Origin of the sequence: Streptomyces yerevanensis (genome assembly GCF_000716805.1) — a bacterium.
GTDB lineage: Bacteria > Actinomycetota > Actinomycetes > Streptomycetales > Streptomycetaceae > Streptomyces > Streptomyces flaveus.
This window is the reverse complement of the sequence record NZ_JNWJ01000089.1, coordinates 1-19271: the sequence shown is the minus strand read 5'-3', so window position 1 is coordinate 19271 and position 19271 is coordinate 1. Positions and strand designations below refer to the sequence as shown.

Genomic DNA, 19271 nt, shown 5'->3' with positions numbered 1-19271 from the left:
GGCGTGCTGGATGGCCAGCAGGAGTCCTTCCTTGTCGCCGAACCGGCGGTAGATGCTGCCGACCGCCATGCCGGCCCGCTCGGCCACGGCGGCCACGGTCAGGGCGTCGGCTCCGCCCTCTTCGAGCAGGGCGTACCCGGCGCGGAGGATGTCCTGCTGTGAGCGGCGGCTGCGTTCTTGGAGGGCCGGGGGCCTGTGGGTCGGGGACTCGGTCACGCACGCATTTTATCGATCAGCCTCTTGACGGCCATGTTGCTGGCGTGTGAACCTCGACTCGCATTCAATGTGAATTCTGACTCACATACGGATCTTGGCGACCTTTTTGGCGCCCGTTTCCGACCTCTTCTTCCGTTCCACCTCACCCTCGCAACGGCGCGGGACGCCTCCGGAGGTGCTTTATGGCCCCTATCTATGACATCGCCGTCGTCGGCTACGGACCGACCGGCCTGACCGCCGCATCTCTGCTGGGCCGGCTCGGCCACCGCGTGGTGGTGTGCGAGCGGTGGCCCGGCCTGTACGGGCTGCCCCGGCTCACCCACATCGACGACGAGGCCGCCCGCACCGTCCAGGCGGCGGCCGATGTCGACGAGGCGCTGCGCGACTCGTCGCTGTGCCAGTACCTGTGGGTCAACGGCAAGGGCGACACACTCGTGAACATCCCCGCCAACCCTGACGGCTCGATGGGGTATCCGGACCATCTCTCCATGTACCAGCCGGACGTGGAGAGCGCGATCGACAAACGACTGCGCGGCTACGGCACCGTCGACGTCCGCCAGGGGTGGGCCGTTACCGCCCTCGAGCAGGACGATGAGGGCGTCGCCCTGCGGCTGCGCGGCTGGAACGCCGAGGCGGCGACCGCGGACGGCCCGCACGACGAGGTCCGGGCCCGTTATGTGATCGCCGCCGACGGCAGCCGCAGCGGTGTACGCGAGCTGCTCGAAGTCGAGCGCGAGGACTTGGGCTTCAACGAGCGGTGGGTCAACGTCGACACCGAGTGGCTGCGCCCGCAGCCGCCGGAGTTCGCCTACGGCACCCAGTACTGCGACCCGGCGCGCGGCCACATGACCATCAACATCGGCCACACCCGACAGCGCTTCGAGTTCGCCCTCCTCCCGGGGGAGAACAGCCAGGACATGACCACCCCGGAGGCCGCCTGGCGGCTGCTGCGCCAGTACCATGACCTCGGCCCCGACGACCTGCGCATCACCCGCCAGCTGGTGTACGCGTTCGAGGCCCGCATCGCGAGCCGCTGGCGGACCGGCAGGGTGTTCCTGGCCGGCGACGCCGCCCACACCATGCCCCCGTACCTCGGCCAGGGTGCGTGCAGCGGCCTGCGCGACGCCACCAACCTCGCCTGGAAACTCCACCTCGTCCTCGGCGGCCAGGCGCCCGACGCACTCCTGGACACCTACGAGAGTGAGCGCCGCCCGCACGTCACCGCCCTCACCCACGCGGCGATCGCCCTCGGCAAGGTCGCCAACACCCACGACGTCGAGGCCGCGGCGGCCCGGGACGCGGCCTTCTTCGCGGGCAAGGTGCCCCCGCCGCCGCCGTTCCCGCCGCTGGACAACGGCGTGCTGCGGGCGGGCACGAGCGCGCCGGTCGGCACCCTCACCCCGCAGGGGCGGATCCGTCTGGCCGACGGGCGCACCGGACGGCTCGACGACCTGACCGGGTTCGGCTTCGTCCTGGTCGCCGCCGAGGACCCCACCGCCGCCCTCGGCCCGGAGCGGCTTGCCCTGCTTCAGCGCCTGGGCTGCGCCGTGATCGCCCTGGACACCGTCGAGGACCTCGACGGCCGACACCGCGCGTACCTGCGGGAACTCGGCGCAGCGGCCTACCTGGCACGCCCCGACTTCGTCCTCTTCGGCACGGCAGCCGACAGCACGGACCTCGGCGCGCTGGTCGACGACCTCGCCTCCGCGCTGACCGCGGCCGTCGAGGCAGCGGCATGACGAACGAGGACCCCCAGACGCCGGTGCTGTCACCGCTGGCCGCGGCCCAGCACCGGGCCATGCCCTTCACCCGGCTGGTCGACTGCGGCATGGACCATGCCGATGCCCGCCGGCTGCTCGCCGACACCACTGCGGGGATGCGGTGGCAGGACTCCGCCATGACCCTCGCGGAGGCCCAGCTGGAGCGCGCCGGTCGCGCCGAGGCGGCCGGCCATCGGACCACGGCGCGCCAGGCGTACCGGTTCGCCTCCGCCGCGTTCATGTTCGCGCAGATGGCGTACCAGTCCGACACCGCGGAGAAGCGGGAACTGTACGAGCGCCACACCGCGACGACCGCGTCCGCCGCCGCTCTGCCGTCCCCGCACACGCCGCTCATGGAACGGGTCACGGTCCCTCACCGCGCCGGTACCCTCGGCGGCTGGCTGTGCCGACCCGCCTCCGGCCAGGTCCACGCCACCGTCATCGTGTGGGGTGGGCTCAGCGGCTGGGGAGCGGCCTACCTGCCGATCGCCGAGGCATACACGGCGCGGGGCCTGGCCTGCCTGCTCGCGGAAGGTCCCGGCCAGGGCGAATCCCGGCTGACCCACGGGCTGTACGTCGATGAGCGCGTGACCGAGGGCTTCGCCCGCTTCGTCGACCTGGTCGAGGCCGATCAGCGTCTCGGCGGCCCCATCGGAATCCAGGGCATGAGCTTCGGCGGCCTGTTCGCGGCCCATCTGGCCGCTGCCGACCCGCGCGTGGCCGCTGTCGTGGTGAACGGCGCCCCTGCCACTCCGGCAGTCCCCGAATTCCGCACCGCCCGCGAGCAGTTGGCCGCCGTGGTCGGCACCGACGACCTGGAGCGTGTCGCCGAGGTCATGGACGGCCTGCGCTTCGACCCGGACAAGCACCGGATCGGCTGCCCACTGCTCCTGCTGCACGGCGGACAGGACCCCCTCGCCCGCTACGAGGACCAGCAACCCTTCCTGCAAGCCGCCGACCCCACAGCGGCGACCCTCCGCAGCTGGCCCGACGGCGAGCACACCCTCTACAACCACGCCGCCGAGCGCGACGCGTTCACCGCCGACTGGTTCACCGACCATCTCGTCCGCACCCCCGGCAGTACGAACCGCTAGGCCCCCCATGGACTTCACCGTCGAGACCGCGACCGCTGCAGTCGTGGAAAGCTTCCGGAACACCAAGGACCCCCGGCTGCGGGAGGTGATGGAGAGCCTGACCCGTCATCTGCACGCTTTCGTCCGCGACATCGAGCCCACGATGGAGGAGTGGGAGACCGCGATCGATTTCCTCACCGCCGTCGGCCGTGCATGCGACGACACCCGGCAGGAGTTCGTCCTCCTCTCCGACGTCCTGGGCGTCTCCATGCTCGTCGAGACCCTGAACGGGACCGAGCAGGGAACCGAGAGCACCGTCCTCGGCCCCTTCCACATGACCGAGTCGCCGCGACGTGAACTCGGCGACTCCATCGACCTGTTGGGCACCGGCCGCCCCTGCGTGATCTCCGGCCGGGTGACAGGCGCCGACGGCACACCACTGGCGAGGGCGGAACTCGACGTGTGGCAGTGCACCGAGGACGGTTTCTACGACGTCCAGCAACCCGACGTGCAGCCCCCGGGTAACGGGCGGGGCCTGTTCCGTACGGACGACGAGGGCCGCTTCTGGTTCCGCACCGTCGTCCCCTCCCACTACCCGATCCCCACCGACGGCCCCGTCGGCCGCCTCCTCGAAGCGACCGGCCGCCATCCGTACCGGCCCGCCCACGTCCACTTCATCGCGAGCGCCGTCGGCTGCCGGCCGGTCACCACCCACGTGTTCGTCGGCGACAGCCCGTACATCGACTCCGACGCGGTCTTCGCCGTCAAACGGGGCCTCATCACCGACTTCAGCGAGTTGCACGACGCACAGGAGGCCGACCGCTTCGGCGTGACCGCCCCCTTCACCCACGCCACATTCGACATCGTTCTGACAACCGCGCCGGAGGCCACGCCGTGACCGCCCGGCAGCCGAGTTTCACCTACGAAGCCCTGCCCATGCGGGTCATCTTCGGCGCCGGGACTCTCGCCCAACTGCCGCAGGAGGCCGAGCGGTTGGGTCTGCGCCGGCTGCTGGTGCTGTCCACGCCGGAGCAAGCGGCCCTCGCCGAGCACGCGGCAACGCTGCTCGAAGACGCGTGCGCCGGCCGGTTCACCGAAGCCCGGATGCACGTACCCGCCGATGTCGCGGCGGCGGCCCGCAAGGCCGCGCGGGAGGCCGGCGCGGATGGCTGTCTGGCCATCGGCGGGGGCTCCACGATCGGCCTGGGCAAGGCGATCGCCCTGGAAACCGGGCTTCCCGTGATCAGCGTTCCCACCACCTATGCCGGCTCCGAGATGACGCCCATCTGGGGCCTCACCGACAACGGCCGCAAACGGACCGGGCGCGACCGTTCCGTGCTGCCCCGCAGTGTCGTCTACGACCCCGAACTCACCCTCCGCCTCCCGGTGGACATGTCGGTGACCAGCGGCTTCAATGCCATCGCCCACGCGGTCGAAGCCCTGTACGCGCCCGACGCCTCGCCGATCGTCTCCCTGATGGCCGAAGAAGGCGTCCGTTCCTTGGCCACCGCCCTGCCCACCATCGCCGAGGATCCCCTGGGCATCGAGGCCCGGTCGGACGCACTGCGCGGAGCCTGGCTGTGCGGCGCCTGCCTGGGCGCCACCACCATGTCACTGCACCACAAGCTCTGCCACATCCTCGGCGGCACCTTCGACCTGCCACACGCACCCACCCACACGGTCCTGCTCCCGTACGTCGCCGCCTTCAACCTCCCCGCGGCCCCTACGGCGGAGCGGGCCCTGAGCCGCGCCCTTGCCACCGACGACGTACCCAAGCACCTCGCAAGGACATCGGTCGAGCTCGGCGCCCCGCGCTCCCTGGCCGAACTCGGGCTGACCGAGCACGACGTGACGGAGATCGTCACTCAGGCGGTTGCCCAGCCGTACGCCAACCCACGCCCGGTCACCGCCGACGCCATCCGCTCCCTCGTGACGGACGCGCTGCACGGGACCCTCGCCCCCTGACCGACACCTGGCCTCATGTACGGGGGACGAGAGTTCCGCGCTCCGTCAGGGCTGAGGGACCTCCCTGAGGTCGGGGACCGAACCCGGCGCTACCTCGACGCCGACCCGGGTGGGTGGCGGTCTCAGGTGGTGGCCTGGGGTTGTGCCGGGCTGAGGAAGTGCACGGCGGTCTGTTCGGCGTGCGGGGCGAGCAGGCCCTGGAGTTCCTCCGCCGCGACCTTGAGGACGTCGCTGTCGCGGGTGGCGTGGAGGGTTTCGAGGACGAAGGCGACGTGGGTGGAGTCCTCGGTGACGCGGGTGCGGTGGGCGTCGCGGTGGTTCCAGTGGCGGGTCAGGACGCCGGTGGTGTCCGCGTAGATGATCTCGCCGGGCTTGGGGTTCTCGACGGTGTCGGGTTCGCCGAGCGGGGTGAAGGACTCGGTGCCGTCCGCGTATCGGATGTCGACGTCGCCGGTGACGTGGGCCAGGTCGAAGGCGCCGGCGGGCAGACCGTGCCGTACGGAGACGGCGTTGTAGGAGTCGACGGCCGGGTTGATGCGCGGCAGGCTTCCCTTCTTGGCGAGGCGGCGGCCGAGCGCGTCGACGCTGGGGCGGATGCGGCGGGGGTTGGTGCCGAAGGAGCGGTAGGCGGTGTGCCAGGCCTCGATGCGGGGGTCGGTCTCGTCGGCGGGGTGCCAGGTGCCGTCGGCGAGTTGCTGCTCCAGGTCCTCCAGGGCTGCGGTGGTGTGGGGCCAAGGTTCACGGCCGCGCAGGCCGGTGGCGGTGACCAGGGCGATGAGGGTGTCGGGGAAGGCGTCCGCGACGGCGGGGGTGATGCGGAAGGCTGGCATGGGCGGGGTTTCCGTTTCCTGTGTCCGGGCGTAGGCGGTCGGGGCGGGGTCAGGGCTTCCAGGGGCCGATGCGGTCCAGGCGGCGGCGCTGCTGGCGTGCGGTGGGCACGCCGTCGGTGGGCGGGGTGTCGGCTTGGGCGCGCCAGGGGCCGGGGACGAAGGCGTAGTCACCGAGGACGGTGAAGAGGACGTTCGGGTCGCGCTCGATCGCCTTCCAGACCGGGTTGGGCCGGGCGAGGTGGACCAGGAGATGGTCGCCGTCGCTGGTGAAGTGGGTGGGCACGGCGACGGGCGGGTGGCCGGGCAGGCCGTTGACGCTGAGCTGTCCGAAGTCGTGGCCTTCGGCGATCCAGGCTTGCCATTCGGCTTCGTCGAGACTGGCGTCCCAGGGCTGGATGAGCATGCTGGTTCCTAAGAATGTTGGCGATGGGGGCTACGGGGGCTCAGGTCAGGGCGAGGAGGCTGACGGCGACGGCGGCGGTGCCCAGGCCGACGAGCTGGCCGCGGTGGATGCGCTCGGCGAGCACGCCGCGGGCGAGCAGGACGGTGCCGGCCGGATAGAGGGCGACGATCACGGCGACGACGGCGAGGTCCCCGCTGCGGGAGGCGAGCAGGAACAGCAGGTTCGCCACTGAGTCCAGCACACCCGCGGCTGCGGACATCGCGTACGCGGGACGCTCCGAGCCCAGTCTGCGGTACATGACCCCTGCCGCGGCCAGGGTGATGGCCGAGGAGACCGCCCGGCCCACGATCAGCGGCGCCACGCCGCTGTCGGAAGGCGTCTGGTGCAGGAAGACCAGCTGGAGGGCGATGGCGGCGCCCGCGCCGAAGGCCAGCAGCAGCGCCGTACGGGAGGGGCGTGCCGCCCCGGCGCCGTGTCCGGCGCTGACCAGGACGACCGCCACCAGCGCGAGCGGCAGACCCACCATTCCGGCGACGGCCAGGTGCTCGCCCTGCAACAGGCCCACCCCGACGGGCAGTGCGGCGGACACCAGCGCGGTCACGGGCGACAGCACGTTCATCGGACCGATCGCCAGCGTGCGGTAGAGCAGGACGAACGCGGCGGCGGAGGCGACCCCGGACGCGGCACCCCAGCCGAGGGCGCCGGCGCTGAACGAGGCGCCGAGCACCGGCCACAGCAGCAGCTCGACCACGAGAGACGCCGGGGCCGCGATCATCACGGTACGCAGCACATGAGCCTTACGGGCGCCGAGGCCGCCGAGGAAGTCGGCGCATCCATAGGCGAGTGAGCTGCCCAGGGCCAGCAGCAGAGCGATCACAGCACATCCCTTACTATTCATTCGAACGACCGCACCGTACAACGCAACGACCGGTCCGTGTCAACCGAACGACCGCGCGGTGCATTGAAGTGGTCAGTGGCGAGGATGGAGATCAGATGGCCGAGACAGCCGCAGCCCTGCGGACGGTCGCGCACAACGTCCGGGCGGCCCGCACCCGGGCGGGCCTGTCCCTGGAGGAACTCAGCCGACGCTCCCAGGTCAGCAAGGGAGCCCTGGTAGCGCTGGAGAAAGCCCAGGGCAACCCCAACCTGGCCACCCTGGTCCGGCTGGCCGACACCCTTGGCATCTCGGTGTCCGACCTGATGCAGGGACCGCCCGAAGGCCGTGTCCGCGTCGTGGCCGCCGACGCCGTGGCACCGCTGTGGACCGGAGAACGGGGGAGTGAGGCCCGGCTCATGCTGACGACTTCAGGCCCGGCCCCTGTCGAGGTCTGGCGCTGGCAACTGGAACCGGACGAGGAATACCCCAGCCACCCCCACCAGGCCGGCGTCGTGGAAACCGTCAGCGTCACCACCGGCCGGATGACCCTGATCGTCGACGGCACCGAACACACCCTGGAAGCCGGACAGACCGCCACCTTCGACGGCGACAGCCCTCACGCCTACCGCGGCTCCGGCACCGAAACCTGCAGCCTGATCATGACGGTCCACCTGCCGCCCGGTCCCGCTTCCACGGCCTGACCCAACCCGCCATGGCTGATCGACGGTCACCCCGCGCCCGATGCCCGCGTCGTGGTCTTATGGATCAAACCTCTCAGCCCTCGGAGTCAACAGGCCCCCGGAAGGCCGTAGTTGGGCGAGATGTCCCGGGCCGGGTTCACCACGGGCCCGGGAACCCCGCGCCCTCGCCCGCACGTTCCCCGCAACACATGCGCACCACCTCACCCAAGCCATACATGGAGGAGCCGGATACATGGTGACCCGCATACTCGTCATCGGCGGCGGGATCGCCGGCACGACGACGGCCCTGGCCCTGCACAAGGCCGGCTTCGACGTCTCCGTGTACGAGGCCCACCCCGACTCGGCCGAGGACATCGGCGCCTTCCTCACGCTCGCGAGCAACGGCATGCGAGCCCTCGCGCAGATCGACGCCTCCGCCGCGGTCACCGCGGCCGGTTTCCCGCTGACCTCGATGCGCGTCCTCGACGGCGCGGGCACCGAAGTCGCGCAGAGGCCGCTCGGCGAGGCCGACAACCCCGTTCTGCGGTTCCGGTGCCTGCGTCGCGGTGAACTCAACGCCGCCCTGCAGACCGAGGCCGCCCACCGGGGCATCAGCATCCGGCACGGCGCCTCGCTGGCATCCGTCCAGGACGACCCCGACCGCGTCACCGCACACTTCACCGACGGCAGCACCACGACCGGCGACCTGCTCATCGGCGCCGACGGCCTGAACTCCACCGTCCGCCGGACGATCGCCCCTGCCTCACAACCGCGCTACGCGGGCGAGTGCGTGTTCTACGGCTACACAGACAGCGCCACTCCGGCCGAGGTGGCCGACGACGAGCGCATCACCATGGTGCGCGGCAGCGCTGCCGCCTTCGGCTACGCGGTGTCGCCGGACGGGGAGACGTACTGGTTCGCGCGTGTGGCCGGAGAAGCCCTGGCCGCCGACGAGATCGCACACGGCACACCTGGCCAGTGGCGCGACCTGCTGCTGCCGCTGCTGCGCGAAGACGCCACCCCGGCCGCTGACATCGTCGCCGCCACCACCGGCGACATCCTGGTCACCAACGCCACCGAGATGCCGCCCGGCGCGCCCTGGCACTCGGGACGGACGCTGGTCATCGGCGACGCCGCCCACGCGGCCTCCCCGGCAACCGGGCAAGGGGCCTCGATGGCGATGGAGGACGCCGTCATCCTCGCCAAAGCCCTGCGCGACACCCCCGACACCGACACCGCGCTGTCCGTCTACGAGACGCTCCGCCGCCCACGCGTGGAACACAACACCACCGTCAGCGGAAACATCTCCCGCGGCGTCCACACACCGTCCCGCGCCGGTCAAGCGCCTGCGTCCCGGCCGGCGGACGAGGAACTTGCCCGGCTGCTGGAGTGGAACTCCACCCTCGGAATCAATGTCTGAGGCTGCCCCCGTCAGGGTCGGACCGCCCTCCCAGCGGACCGCCTAGCTCGAATCCCGCTCCGCAGCCTCCGCTTCCTCCGCGAGCCGCTTGATGGTCGCCAACCGCCTGTCCCAGTCGGCCGCCAGCGTCGCCATCCACCGCGCCGTCGCGTCCAGTGCCGCGGGCCGCACCACGTAGCGCATCTCGCGTCCGACTCGGCTCCCGGACACCAGCCCGGCGGAATCCAGCACGGCGAGGTGTTTGACCACCGCCTGGCGCGAGACGGGGAGTTGCGCGGCGAGCGTCGTCGCGGTGGCCTCGCCCTGGGCGGCCAGCTGATCGAGCAGCTGACGCCGCGTCGGGTCGGCCAGCGCAGCGAGGACGCTGTCGACCGGCCCGACGGTGCCGCGAGACTCCTCCGTCATGCGGATGGCTGTTCGGCGCGCGTCTTGAGCGCGTCGAGCTCCAGGGGCCAACCCTCGCTGTGGTCCTTGAAGTTCTGGCTGCGCAGCTCCTCGGAGCCGGCCAGCGCCGCGAACCCGCTCTCCACCACCCGCAGCCGTGTCTGCTCGCCCTCCTGCGTCAACGTGAACTCGACGAGAGTGCTGTTGTCCTCGCGCAACTCTTCGCCCGGGAACGCGCTGGTCCAGCGGTATGCCAGATACGTCGGAGGCTGAACCTTCTCCACTCGCACCGGGAAGTCCCCGTGCTCGGCGTTCTTCGCCACCATCGACTCTCCTTCCCTGGCCACCGTGCCGGGCAGGCTCGCCTTGTCGGCCACCCAGAACCCGGGTTGGGCCACCAGCGTCCAGACCCGCTCCAGGGGTGCCGCGATCAGGGTTTCGCGCTCGATCCGGTCCTCGCTCATGACATGACTCCTTCGCCGTCATTCGTCCTTGTCATCCACTGCCGTCTTTGGTGCAACCCCAGAGTTGCACATCACTCTCTCCATGTGCAACCCCAGGGTTGCGCTAAGCGTTACCGCTCACCACCAACTCCGGCGGCATGTTGTACGGCGTGACGACCTGGATCGGCGACGGCGGCGCGGGAGCCGTATCGGCAGGCAGGGCCCCCTGACCTCGCATGATGACTCGGCAGGCGCGGCGCATGTCCTGACGCAGGTCGTGGTGGAGTACGGCGGACAGCCGCCCCGCCCGCAGCAGCCACGCGTTGTCGTGGTCCAGATCATGGGCGATGAAGACCTCGCACGACCGCTTCAAGGCGTCGAATGCGTCGAGCGTGGCGACGTTCCCGCCACCGATCGAGTAGACCGCCTTGATGCCGGGGTCGTCCCGGAGTGCGGCCAGCACCAGGTCGTACTGGGTGACGTCCAGGCCGTCGCTGTCGGTGACCTCGACCAGGCGCCGTACGGGGTGCTGGGCGCGTATCGCCGCGCGGAAACCCATCTCGCGCTCCTCCTCGCCCCGGAAGAAACCCCGGCTGACAGTGGTCAGGACGTGCCCCGGCCGATCACCCAGCCACTGCCCCAGGAGATACGCGGCGGTGGCGCCCGCCGCCCGGTTGTCGATGCCGACGTAGGCGAGCCGCCCACTGGCAGGCAGATCGGTCACCAGCGTCACGACCGGAATGCCGGCGGCCACCAACCGGTCGACGGCGGCGGCGACTTCGGGTACGTCCGGGGCCTTGAGGATCACGCCCTGCGAGCCGCGCCTGGCGATCCGGTCCAGAATGCCGACCAGTTCCCCGACCGGGCCCCTCTCGCGGAAGTGGAAGCGGGAGCGCAGCACGGCCGGGTGCAGGGACGGCAGCTCGGCCTCCAGCGCGGCGCGTACGGCGGTGGTGAAGCGCTCCGGTGCCTGCATCACTATGTCGATCATGAAGGTACGGCCCACGAGCCGGACCTGGGTGCGCTGCCGGTCCAGGTCGGCTATCGCCCGCTGCACCTCCTGCGCGGTGCTCTCCCGCACGCCGCCCCGGCCGTTGAGGACCCGATCGACCGTGGCCTCGCTCAGGCCCGCCTGACGTGCGATCTCCCGGATCGGGAACGGGTGGCCCATGTGTCGGCTCCTTGAGGGGTTTTTGATGGGTTCCTGCTGGTTGTTCGAGGGGTTTGTAATGACAAGAATGACAGCGCTCCACCGCTCCGTGCCCCGAAGGGACGACGATGACCGTCACCTCCGTACACCCCCGTCCCTGGCTGTCCGAGCAGGACTGCGACCTGGACTCCTTCCGTGCGCTCGTCGAGCAGGAGACCGACCCCACCGACTACCCGCAGGCCTCCGCCATCGTGCGCAACGTGCCGGTCTACGACGCCGACCAGGTCGAGGCCGACCGTGAGTTCCAGGCCGAGCTGGTGCACGCACTCGCCGAGGGCCCGGGCATCGTCGTCTTCCGGGGCGCCTTCGCCGACCCGGAGGTCGTCGACCGGGCCACCGCCGTCTTCGACGCCCTGATCGCCGAGCAGCGTGCCGCGGGCGCGACCGCGGGTGACCACTTCGCCAAGCCGGGCGCCAACGACCGGGTGTGGAACGCGCTGGAGAAGGCGGCCCTGTACGACGCGGAGGCGTTCGCCGACTACTACGCCAACGACGTCCTCGCCCTGGTGTCATCGGCCTGGCTCGGCCCCGGCTACCAGGTCACCTCCCAGATCAACGTGGTCAACCCGGGCGGCGCCGCCCAGACCGCGCACCGCGACTACCACCTCGGCTTCCTCTCCAACGAGACCGCGGCCGCCTACCCGGCGCACGTCCACCGCCTCTCACCCGTACTGACCCTCCAGGGCGCGGTCGCCCACTGCGACATGCCCGTCGAGTCCGGCCCGACGATGTACCTGCCGCATTCACAGAAGTACGAGCCCGGCTACCTGGCCTGGCGACTGCCGGAATTCCGGGCCTACTTCGAGGCGCGTCACGTCCAGCTCCCGCTCGCCAAGGGCGACGCGGTGTTCTTCAACCCCGCCCTCTTCCACGCCGCCGGGCACAATCGGTCCGCGGACATCCGCCGCATGGCGAACCTGCTCCAGATCTCCTCGGCCTTCGGGCGGGCCATGGAGACCGTCGACCGTGAGGCCATCGCGAACGCCGTCTACCCGGTCCTGCTGAAGCGCAAGGCCGAGGGCGTACGCCAGGAGTGTCTTGACACGGTGATCGCGGCCTGCGCCGAGGGCTACCCCTTCCCGACGAACCTGGACTCCGACCCGCCCGTCGACGGACTGGCCCCGCCCTCCCAGGCGGACCTCGTCCGGCGCGCCCTCGGCGAGGACTGGACCCCGGAACACCTGCGGGACGCACTGCGGGCCGCCACCGAGCGCCGCGAGAGCTGAGGAACGAGAGAGCACATGGGACTTCTTGAGGACAAGGTCGTCCTCGTCAACGGCGGCACCCAGGGCGTCGGCGCGGCCGTCGCCCGGGCCGCCGCCCGCGAGGGCGCGACCGTGGCCGTCACGGGGCGCCGCCTCGAACTCGGCGATGCACTGGCCACGGAACTGACCGAGGCCGGGGCCAAGGCCATGTACGTACGGGCCGACCTCGCCGACGCGCAGCAGGCGCGGGGGAGTGTGGCCCGGGTGATCGAGGCGTACGGCCGGGTCGACTGCCTGGTCAACTCCGCCGGGCTCACCTCCCGCGGAACACTGCTCGACACCACGCCCGAGCTGTTCGACGCGCATATCGCGATCAACCTCAAGGGCCCGTTCTTCGCCATGCAGGCCGCCGTCGCCGACATGGTGGCGCGCAAGGCGCCCGGCACGATCGTCAACATCATCACCTCGTCCGAGCACGGCGGGCAGCCCTTCCTGGCCCCGTACGTCGCGGCCAAGGCCGGACTCGCAGGGCTGACGCGCAACGCCGCGCACGCCCACCGCTGGGACCGGATCCGGATCAACGGCCTGAACATCGGCTGGACCGCGACCGAGGGCGAGGACGCCACCCAGCGCACCTTCCACGGCGCGGGCGACGACTGGCGCGAACAGGCCGCGCAGAAGCTGCCGATGGGCAAGCTCGGCCGGCCCGACGAGATCGCCGACTTCGTGGTCCTGCTGCTCTCCGACCGCAGCGGTGTCGTCACCGGCTCGGTCATCGACTGGGACCAGAACGTCCTCGGCGGACTCGACTGAGCCGCGCGACACACACGTACGGATCACCACTGACACGTACGACGCACAAGGAAACAAGGAGCCCCTGAACCATGCGTATCGGCATCCTCGGCCTCGGCCGCATCGGCGCGTTCCACGCCGAGACCCTCTCTCGGCTCGACGTGGTCGAGTCCCTCGTCGTCGCGGACCCGTTCGCGGATGCCGTCACGGCCGCCGTCGAGCGCTTCGGCGCCGAAGCAGTCGGCTCGCCGGAGGCGGTGCTGGCCGCCGGCGTGGACGGCGTGGTGATCGCCGCCGCGACCGACGCCCATCCCGGACTGATCCGGGCCGCTGTCGAGGCGGGAGTGCCGGTCTTCTGCGAGAAGCCCGTCGCCCGCGCGATGAAGGAGGGCGTCGAGGTCCTGAACGCCGTGCGGGACAGCGGCGTCGAGATCCAGATCGGCTACAACCGGCGCTTCGACGCCGGGTTCGTGGCCGCCCGTGCCGCCGTCCAGAGCGGCGAACTCGGCCCCCTGCACACCGTACGGTCCACCACCCTGGACCCGGCGCCGCCCCCGGCCACGTACATCGCCGCCTCAGGAGGCATCTTCCGCGACTGCTCCGTGCACGACTTCGACATCATCCGCTGGGTGACCGGCCACGAGGTGACCGAGGTGTACGCCGTCGGCGGCAACCGGGGCGCCGACTACATCAAGGAGGCGGGCGACGCCGACACCACCGGCGCGATCCTCACCCTCGACGACGGCACGATCGCTGTGGTGTCCAACTCCCGCCACAACGCCCGGGGTTACGACGTCCGCATGGAGATCCACGGCTTCCAGGACTCCATCGCGGTCGGCCTGGAGGACAAACTGCCGCTGCGCTCCGTGGAGCCAGGCGTCACGTTCCCCGCCGGGCAGCCGCACGACTTCTTCATGGACCGCTTCACCGACGCCTACCGCGCCGAACTCGACGCGTTCACCGAGGTCGTCGCAGGCCGGCGGACCTCGCCGTGCACGGTGGCGGACGCGCTGGAGGCAGGCTGGATCGCCGAGGCCTGCACGCTGTCCCTGCACGAGCACCGGCCGGTGACGATCGCCGAGGTCCGCGCCGGCTGAGAGCCCTCGCCTGTGTCCCGGGTGCCTCGGGCACCCGGGACACCTGTGTGTGAACACCGCACCTCTGGCGCCCGTTTACGGCTATGTGATCTCTCCATCCGACCATGAGAGCCGTTCACGTCCGACCGAGCGAGGAGCGACGACCATGCAGGAGTTACCCGACACCGCCGGCCCCCGGAGCGTGGTCGTCATCGGCGGGGGACCGAGCGGCCTGGCGACCGCCCGTGAACTGGAGCGTGCCGGGCACCGGGTGACCGTACTGGAGGAGCAGGACACGGTGGCCGGGAAGTGCCACAGCGTTCACGTCGACGGCAGGGCCTACGACCTCGGCGGCCACATATGCACCAGCCAGTACGCGCGGGTCGCGGAGCTGGTAACCGAGCTGGACGTGGAGACGGAGCCCACCACCCGCTACCGCGTCCTCGACGTCACGGCACGCACTCCGAGCCGTCAGTCCATGGCGTTCCTGCTCGACGGCGCCCTCCCGCGCTACCAGGCGCTGCGCGAGCGGGAGTTCCCGCGCATCGCCGAACCCGGGCTCGCCCACTCCGCGCGGGCGCTCGCCGCTCCCGTCACCGAGTGGCTCGCCCAGCACGGCCTTCAGCCCATGGCCGAGTCGTTCGGCACCGGATACACGGCGGCCGGATACGGCTACCTCGATGACGATGTGCCCGCGCTGTACTTCGTGAAGTACGCGGAGATGACCGGGCTGTTGTCCTCCCACAGACCCGAACTGCTCGGACACGCAGGCGACTTCACCGTCGTGGGCGGGTTCGCCACCCTGTGGCGTCGCGTCGTCGACGAGCTGAAGGACGTACGGTGCGCCGTGCGCGTGGAGTCGGTCGAGCGGCACGCGGGCGGAGTGCGGGTCGGTACCGACTCCGGCCCGGTGGAGGCGGACGACCTGGTGCTCGCCGTCTCCCTGGACCGGATCCTGCCGGTCCTGGACGCCACCGAGGAGGAGCGCGACCTCGCCGCGCGGATCCGCAGCAACGCCTACCACACCACCCTCGCCTCCGCGTCCGGGCTGCCGGAGAACGCCTTCTACTTCCTCGACCGCCACACCGCGACCCGCGAGGCGAGGGGCCATTGCGTCTCGTACCACCACCGTTACCCGGGCAGCGATGTGCGCACCTTCTACTCCTACGGCCGCCCCGAGGACGTCCCCGCGCTGCTGCGGGACGACGTCGCGGCACTCGGCGGGCGGCTGGGGGAGGTGCATCTGCGGCGCGAGTGGGCGTTCATGCCGCACTTCGGCAGCGACGACCTCGCCGACGGCGCCCTGGACCGCCTCGACGCGCTGCAGGGCCGGGCCCGCACCTACTACGCCGGCGGCCTGCCCGCCTTCGAACTGGTCGAGTGCACCGTGGCCCACGCCCAGGACCTCGCCCGCCGCCACTTCCCGACTGTGGACGGCGGAGCAACTCTGCAGGAAGATCGCCCTGTCACGATCGAGGAGGAACAGCAGGCATGAGCGAACCGGGCCGGGAACCACTGCGCATCGGCGTACTCGGGGCAGCACGGATCACCGAACGTGCGCTCGTCGACCCGGCCCGGGCCGGCGGCCACCGCCTGGTCGCGGTGGCCGCACGGGACCGCGGCCGGGCGGAGACCTTCGCCGCACAGCACGGCGTGGAGCGGGTGCATGACTCGTACGGCGACCTGCTCGCCGACCCCGAGGTCGAGGTCGTCTACAACCCGCTCGCCAACGGTCTGCACGGGCCGTGGAACCTCGCCGCCCTCGCCGCGGGCAAGCATGTCCTGACCGAGAAACCGTCGGCGAGCAACGCCGAGGAGGCGGCCGAGGTGCGGGAGGCGGCCGCGAAGGCCGGAACCGTATTCATGGAGGGCTTCCACTACCTCTTCCACCCGGTCACCCGGCGCCTGCACGAGCTGCTGGCCGGCGGTGAACTCGGGGAGCTGCGACGGGTGGAGACCTTGGTCGCGATTCCCGCCCCGGACGACGCCGACCCGCGCTGGTCGCTGCCGCTCGCCGGCGGTGCCGTGATGGACCTGGGCTGCTACAGCTTGCACGCCGTGCGGATGCTGGCGCCGTGGGCGGGCGGGGCGCCCCGGTTGGTGTCCGCGCGGGGTGAGGAACGGGCGGGGGCGCCCGGGGTCGACGAGTGGCTCGACGCCGAGCTGGAGTTCCCCGGTGGCGCCACAGGGTCGGCCCGCTGCCACATGGCGTACGGCGAACTGGAGATGAGCTGCCGGATCGTCGGCACCCGGGGTGAGGCCCTCGCGCCGAACTTCGTGCTGCCGCACCAGGACGACCGGGTCGTGGTGCGCACGGGGGAGGGCGAGCGGGTGGAGCGCCTCGGCACCAGGTCGTCGTACACCTACCAGCTTGACGCCTTCGCCGCGCACGTCCGCGGCGGGGCGGCGCTCCCGCTGGACGTGGACGACGCGCTGGCGACGATGACGCTGATCGACGAGTGCTACACGGCGGCGGGCTTCCGCCCGCGACCGCGTACGGCGCTTTCGGCCTGACGCTGCGTCAGCCGCTTCAAAGGACAGGCGCGGGCCGGGGGTTTGCTCCCTGGCCCGCGCCTTGATTGCCTTGTATGACGCTCTGTCAGCTCCGGTACAGCTCAGGGCGGTCGATCATCTTCACCTCTCTCCGGCCGCCCTCGGTGAGTGCCTTCACGCCCGTTTCGCAGACCGCGGCGGCCGCGTAGCCGTCCCACACGCTCGGGCCGGTGACCTCGCCGCGGCGGGTGGCGTCGACCCAGGCCTGTACTTCACGGTCGTACGCGTCCTCGAAGCGCGCCACGAAGTCCGGGGCGATCGAACCGCCCCACTGCCCGGCCGAGTTGACGAGCATCCCGTGGGCGTCACCGATCCGTGCTGTGCCGTTCTCGCAGACCGCCTCCGACTGGACCTGGTAGCCGAACCGGCAGTTGACGCTCATCTCGACGTCGACGACGGCGCCGCCGTCGTCGGTCTCGAAGATGACGAACTGCGGGTCCTGGAGGCCCTCGGGCGCGTTGGACGACGGCCTGGGCTTCATCACGGTGACCGAGGTGATCTCCTGGTCCAGCAGCCACCTGGTGATGTCCATCTCGTGCACGACGGCGTCGTTGATGAGCATCTCGCTGGTGAAGCCGGGCACCGGGAGGGTCGCGTTGCGGTGCCGGTTGTGCAGCATCAGCGGACGTCCCAGCCGGCCGCTGTCCAGCAACTCCTTGAGCCGCATGTACTCGGCGTCGTACCGGCGCATGAACCCGACCTGGACCCGCCGGTGGCCGAGCTTCTGCTCCGCCTCCATGACCCGCAGCGCGGAGGCAGCGTCCGGCGTGAGCGGCTTCTCGCACAGGACGGGAAGGTCGTGCTCGAAGGCCGTGAGCAGTGCCGCCTCGTGAGCGGGGCCGGGGGAGGCGATCAGCACCGCGTCCACGTCGTCCGCCGCCATGGCGGCGGCGGGGTCGGTGTACGCGGTGCAGCCGTCGATGCCGTCGGCGAGCCGCTTGGCCCGTTCGGTGTCGATGTCCACGACCGCCGCCACCCGTGCGCCGCTGGTCACCTCGTTGATACGACGCACATGGTCGGCCCCCATCTTGCCGGTGCCGACGACGGCCACGCCGAGCGTGCCGCGCTGGGTCATGGACTGGTGTCCCCTCTCAGGCGCCGCAGGAGCGGAGGAACTTCCGGGTGCGCGTGGCGATGGGCAACGGCTTGTCCGGCTCGCACGGGTACATGTCCTGCTCGACGATCGCGAACAGCTCCACACCGAGGTTCTGCGCGGCGACCAGCACCGGTTCCAACTCCGGTACGCCGGACGGGGGTTCGCACATCACGCCGCGCTGGACCGCGGGGCCGAACGGCACCTCGTTCTTGACGACGTCGGCGAGGATCTCCGGGTCGACCTGCTTGAGGTGGAGGTAGCCGATGCGCTCGCCGTACGTCTCGATCAGCTTGACGTTGTCGCCTCCGCAGTAGGCGTAGTGGCCGGTGTCCAGGCAGAGGCTGACCAGGGCGCTGTCGGTGGAGTCGAGGAAGCGCTCGACGTGTTCCTCGGTGTCGATATGGGTGTCGGCGTGCGGGTGCACGACGATGTCGAGACCGAAGCGCTCCTTCACCTCGTGTCCGAGCCGCTCCATGCCCTTGGTGAGATTCGCCCACTGCCGGACGGTCAGCTCGGGCGGCTCGATCAGTTCGGCGGTCTTGTCGTCCCGCCAGAACGACGGGATGACCACCAGGTGCTTCGCGCCCATGGCCCGGGTCAGTTCGGCGACCTGGCTGACGTGCTCCCAGGTGGAGTCCCAGACGTCGGGGCCGCGGTGCAGCGCGGTGAAGACCGTGCCGGCCGACACCTTGAGGTCGCGCTTGTTCACCTCGTCGGTGAGCCTGGCCGGGTCGGTCGGCAGATAGCCGTACGGGCCGAGCTCGATCCAGGGGTAACCGGCCTCGGAGACCTCGTCCAGGAAGCGTTCCCAGGGCACCTGGAGGGGATCGTCGGGGAACCACACGCCCCATGAGTCGGGAGCCGAACCGACGCGGATGCGGTCAAGGGCGTTGGTCACGATGCGGTCCCTTCGGACGTCACTACGGGGGCCTTGAGGTCCTGCTCCTCGGGGAGCTCTTCCACGTCGACGCCGCGGACTTCCGCCAACTCGTGCTTGAGTGCGGCCAGTTCGGCGCCGCCCGCCATGTGGTTGGTGAGCTCTTCCAGGCTGACCTGGCTGCGGTCGGCGGACAGCTCCATGGTGCCCAGGCGCAGCACGCTGAAGTTGTCGCCCACCATGTAGGCGTGGTGCGGGTTGTGGGTGATGAAGATGACGCCGAGTCCGCGGTCGCGGGCGGCGGCGATGTACTTCAGCACGACGCCGGACTGCTTGACGCCGAGCGCGGCGGTCGGCTCGTCCAGGATGAGGACGCGGGCGCCGAAGTAGACGGCGCGGGCGATGGCCACG

Annotated in this window: 20 protein-coding genes and 1 pseudogene; 11 read left to right on the top strand and 10 right to left on the bottom strand. The window is 70.9% G+C overall.

Going from position 1 to position 19271, the window contains the following annotated elements:
* Positions 1-216: helix-turn-helix domain-containing protein (locus tag OP79_RS45165; RefSeq protein WP_033329002.1), on the bottom strand; the 216-nt coding region annotated here is incomplete at its 3' end.
* Positions 217-398: 182 nt separating this feature from the next.
* Between OP79_RS45165 and mhpA the strand changes: the two genes are divergently transcribed.
* The 4 genes from mhpA to OP79_RS45145 are packed head-to-tail and all read left to right on the top strand — an operon-like array spanning position 399 to position 5014.
* Complete coding sequence (mhpA, locus tag OP79_RS45160; RefSeq protein WP_033329001.1) at positions 399-1955, top strand: bifunctional 3-(3-hydroxy-phenyl)propionate/3-hydroxycinnamic acid hydroxylase MhpA; 1557 nt, start codon at positions 399-401, stop codon at positions 1953-1955.
* Entirely contained in the window at positions 1952-3070 is a 1119-nt protein-coding gene (locus OP79_RS45155) for an alpha/beta hydrolase family protein (protein ID WP_033329000.1), read from the top strand. The genes mhpA and OP79_RS45155 overlap by 4 nt, the downstream gene beginning before the upstream one ends.
* Positions 3071-3077: 7 nt before the next feature.
* A complete protein-coding gene (locus OP79_RS45150) occupies positions 3078-3947 on the top strand; it encodes a dioxygenase family protein (RefSeq protein ID WP_033328999.1) in 870 nt (289 codons plus the stop codon).
* Positions 3944-5014 (top strand): maleylacetate reductase, encoded by a 1071-nt coding sequence (locus OP79_RS45145; RefSeq protein ID WP_033328998.1) that lies wholly within the window; start codon positions 3944-3946, stop codon positions 5012-5014. The genes OP79_RS45150 and OP79_RS45145 overlap by 4 nt, the downstream gene beginning before the upstream one ends.
* Positions 5015-5136: 122 nt before the next feature.
* Here OP79_RS45145 and OP79_RS45140 read toward each other — a convergent pair whose 3' ends face one another.
* From OP79_RS45140 to OP79_RS45130, 3 genes and pseudogenes are all read right to left on the bottom strand, one after another.
* Positions 5137-5844, bottom strand: coding sequence for a B3/B4 domain-containing protein (locus OP79_RS45140; protein ID WP_033328997.1), 708 nt, complete (start codon positions 5842-5844; stop codon positions 5137-5139).
* Between the two features lie 97 nt (positions 5845-5941).
* Positions 5942-6247 (bottom strand): annotated as a pseudogene (locus OP79_RS45135) (FMN-binding negative transcriptional regulator); the annotation flags it as partial.
* A gap of 40 nt (positions 6248-6287) precedes the next feature.
* Positions 6288-7124, bottom strand: coding sequence for a DMT family transporter (locus OP79_RS45130; protein ID WP_033328996.1), 837 nt, complete (start codon positions 7122-7124; stop codon positions 6288-6290).
* Positions 7125-7240: 116 nt separating this feature from the next.
* On the opposite strand from OP79_RS45130, the gene OP79_RS45125 reads away from it, so the two are divergent.
* Positions 7241-7825 carry a helix-turn-helix domain-containing protein gene (locus OP79_RS45125; protein ID WP_033328995.1) on the top strand — a complete coding sequence of 195 codons (585 nt, stop codon included), beginning with the start codon at positions 7241-7243 and terminating at the stop codon, positions 7823-7825.
* Positions 7826-8057: 232 nt separating this feature from the next.
* Complete coding sequence (locus tag OP79_RS45120) at positions 8058-9224, top strand: FAD-dependent oxidoreductase (RefSeq protein ID WP_078492442.1); 1167 nt, start codon at positions 8058-8060, stop codon at positions 9222-9224.
* Between the two features lie 42 nt (positions 9225-9266).
* Here OP79_RS45120 and OP79_RS45115 read toward each other — a convergent pair whose 3' ends face one another.
* The 3 genes from OP79_RS45115 to OP79_RS45105 form a co-directional block, all read right to left on the bottom strand.
* Positions 9267-9629: an ArsR/SmtB family transcription factor gene (locus OP79_RS45115; RefSeq protein WP_033328994.1), complete on the bottom strand. Its 363-nt coding sequence runs from the start codon at positions 9627-9629 to the stop codon at positions 9267-9269.
* Positions 9626-10072 carry an SRPBCC domain-containing protein gene (locus OP79_RS45110; RefSeq protein WP_033328993.1) on the bottom strand — a complete coding sequence of 149 codons (447 nt, stop codon included), beginning with the start codon at positions 10070-10072 and terminating at the stop codon, positions 9626-9628. The genes OP79_RS45115 and OP79_RS45110 overlap by 4 nt, the downstream gene beginning before the upstream one ends.
* Positions 10073-10175: 103 nt before the next feature.
* Positions 10176-11222: a LacI family DNA-binding transcriptional regulator gene (locus tag OP79_RS45105; RefSeq protein WP_033328992.1), complete on the bottom strand. Its 1047-nt coding sequence runs from the start codon at positions 11220-11222 to the stop codon at positions 10176-10178.
* A gap of 107 nt (positions 11223-11329) precedes the next feature.
* Between OP79_RS45105 and OP79_RS45100 the strand changes: the two genes are divergently transcribed.
* The 5 genes from OP79_RS45100 to OP79_RS45080 all read left to right on the top strand — a co-directional run bounded on the left by OP79_RS45100 (position 11330) and on the right by OP79_RS45080 (position 16848).
* Entirely contained in the window at positions 11330-12487 is a 1158-nt protein-coding gene (locus OP79_RS45100) for a phytanoyl-CoA dioxygenase family protein (protein WP_033328991.1), read from the top strand.
* A gap of 15 nt (positions 12488-12502) precedes the next feature.
* Positions 12503-13279, top strand: coding sequence for an SDR family oxidoreductase (locus tag OP79_RS45095; RefSeq protein ID WP_033328990.1), 777 nt, complete (start codon positions 12503-12505; stop codon positions 13277-13279).
* 71 nt (positions 13280-13350) lie between these two features.
* Positions 13351-14355: a Gfo/Idh/MocA family protein gene (locus OP79_RS45090; RefSeq protein ID WP_033328989.1), complete on the top strand. Its 1005-nt coding sequence runs from the start codon at positions 13351-13353 to the stop codon at positions 14353-14355.
* Positions 14356-14500: 145 nt separating this feature from the next.
* Positions 14501-15829, top strand: a complete 1329-nt coding sequence (locus tag OP79_RS45085) for a flavin monoamine oxidase family protein (protein WP_033328988.1) — start codon at positions 14501-14503, stop codon at positions 15827-15829.
* A complete protein-coding gene (locus tag OP79_RS45080; RefSeq protein WP_033328987.1) occupies positions 15826-16848 on the top strand; it encodes a Gfo/Idh/MocA family protein in 1023 nt (340 codons plus the stop codon). The genes OP79_RS45085 and OP79_RS45080 overlap by 4 nt, the downstream gene beginning before the upstream one ends.
* 85 nt (positions 16849-16933) lie before the next feature.
* Here the strand turns inward: OP79_RS45080 and OP79_RS45075 are convergent, their stop codons facing one another.
* The 3 genes from OP79_RS45075 to OP79_RS45065 form a co-directional block, all read right to left on the bottom strand.
* Positions 16934-17962: a Gfo/Idh/MocA family protein gene (locus tag OP79_RS45075; RefSeq protein ID WP_033328986.1), complete on the bottom strand. Its 1029-nt coding sequence runs from the start codon at positions 17960-17962 to the stop codon at positions 16934-16936.
* Positions 17963-17978: 16 nt separating this feature from the next.
* Positions 17979-18881, bottom strand: a complete 903-nt coding sequence (locus tag OP79_RS45070; RefSeq protein WP_033328985.1) for a sugar phosphate isomerase/epimerase family protein — start codon at positions 18879-18881, stop codon at positions 17979-17981.
* The coding region (locus OP79_RS45065; protein ID WP_033328984.1) for a sugar ABC transporter ATP-binding protein at positions 18878-19271 on the bottom strand (394 nt) is incomplete at its 5' end. The genes OP79_RS45065 and OP79_RS45070, both read right to left, overlap by 4 nt.

Excerpts from the sequence above, each read along its gene's own strand:
- mhpA (WP_033329001.1), top strand. The coding sequence starts at position 399 with ATGGCCCCTATCTATGACATCGCCGTCGTCGGCTACGGACCGACCGGC.
- OP79_RS45155 (WP_033329000.1), top strand. The coding sequence starts at position 1,952 with ATGACGAACGAGGACCCCCAGACGCCGGTGCTGTCACCGCTGGCCGCG.
- OP79_RS45150 (WP_033328999.1), top strand. The coding sequence starts at position 3,078 with ATGGACTTCACCGTCGAGACCGCGACCGCTGCAGTCGTGGAAAGCTTC.
- OP79_RS45140 (WP_033328997.1), bottom strand. The coding sequence starts at position 5,844 with ATGCCAGCCTTCCGCATCACCCCCGCCGTCGCGGACGCCTTCCCCGAC.
- OP79_RS45125 (WP_033328995.1), top strand. The coding sequence starts at position 7,241 with ATGGCCGAGACAGCCGCAGCCCTGCGGACGGTCGCGCACAACGTCCGG.
- OP79_RS45120 (WP_078492442.1), top strand. The coding sequence starts at position 8,058 with ATGGTGACCCGCATACTCGTCATCGGCGGCGGGATCGCCGGCACGACG.
- OP79_RS45115 (WP_033328994.1), bottom strand. The coding sequence starts at position 9,629 with ATGACGGAGGAGTCTCGCGGCACCGTCGGGCCGGTCGACAGCGTCCTC.
- OP79_RS45110 (WP_033328993.1), bottom strand. The coding sequence starts at position 10,072 with ATGAGCGAGGACCGGATCGAGCGCGAAACCCTGATCGCGGCACCCCTG.
- OP79_RS45105 (WP_033328992.1), bottom strand. The coding sequence starts at position 11,222 with ATGGGCCACCCGTTCCCGATCCGGGAGATCGCACGTCAGGCGGGCCTG.
- OP79_RS45100 (WP_033328991.1), top strand. The coding sequence starts at position 11,330 with ATGACCGTCACCTCCGTACACCCCCGTCCCTGGCTGTCCGAGCAGGAC.
- OP79_RS45095 (WP_033328990.1), top strand. The coding sequence starts at position 12,503 with ATGGGACTTCTTGAGGACAAGGTCGTCCTCGTCAACGGCGGCACCCAG.
- OP79_RS45090 (WP_033328989.1), top strand. The coding sequence starts at position 13,351 with ATGCGTATCGGCATCCTCGGCCTCGGCCGCATCGGCGCGTTCCACGCC.
- OP79_RS45085 (WP_033328988.1), top strand. The coding sequence starts at position 14,501 with ATGCAGGAGTTACCCGACACCGCCGGCCCCCGGAGCGTGGTCGTCATC.
- OP79_RS45080 (WP_033328987.1), top strand. The coding sequence starts at position 15,826 with ATGAGCGAACCGGGCCGGGAACCACTGCGCATCGGCGTACTCGGGGCA.
- OP79_RS45075 (WP_033328986.1), bottom strand. The coding sequence starts at position 17,962 with ATGACCCAGCGCGGCACGCTCGGCGTGGCCGTCGTCGGCACCGGCAAG.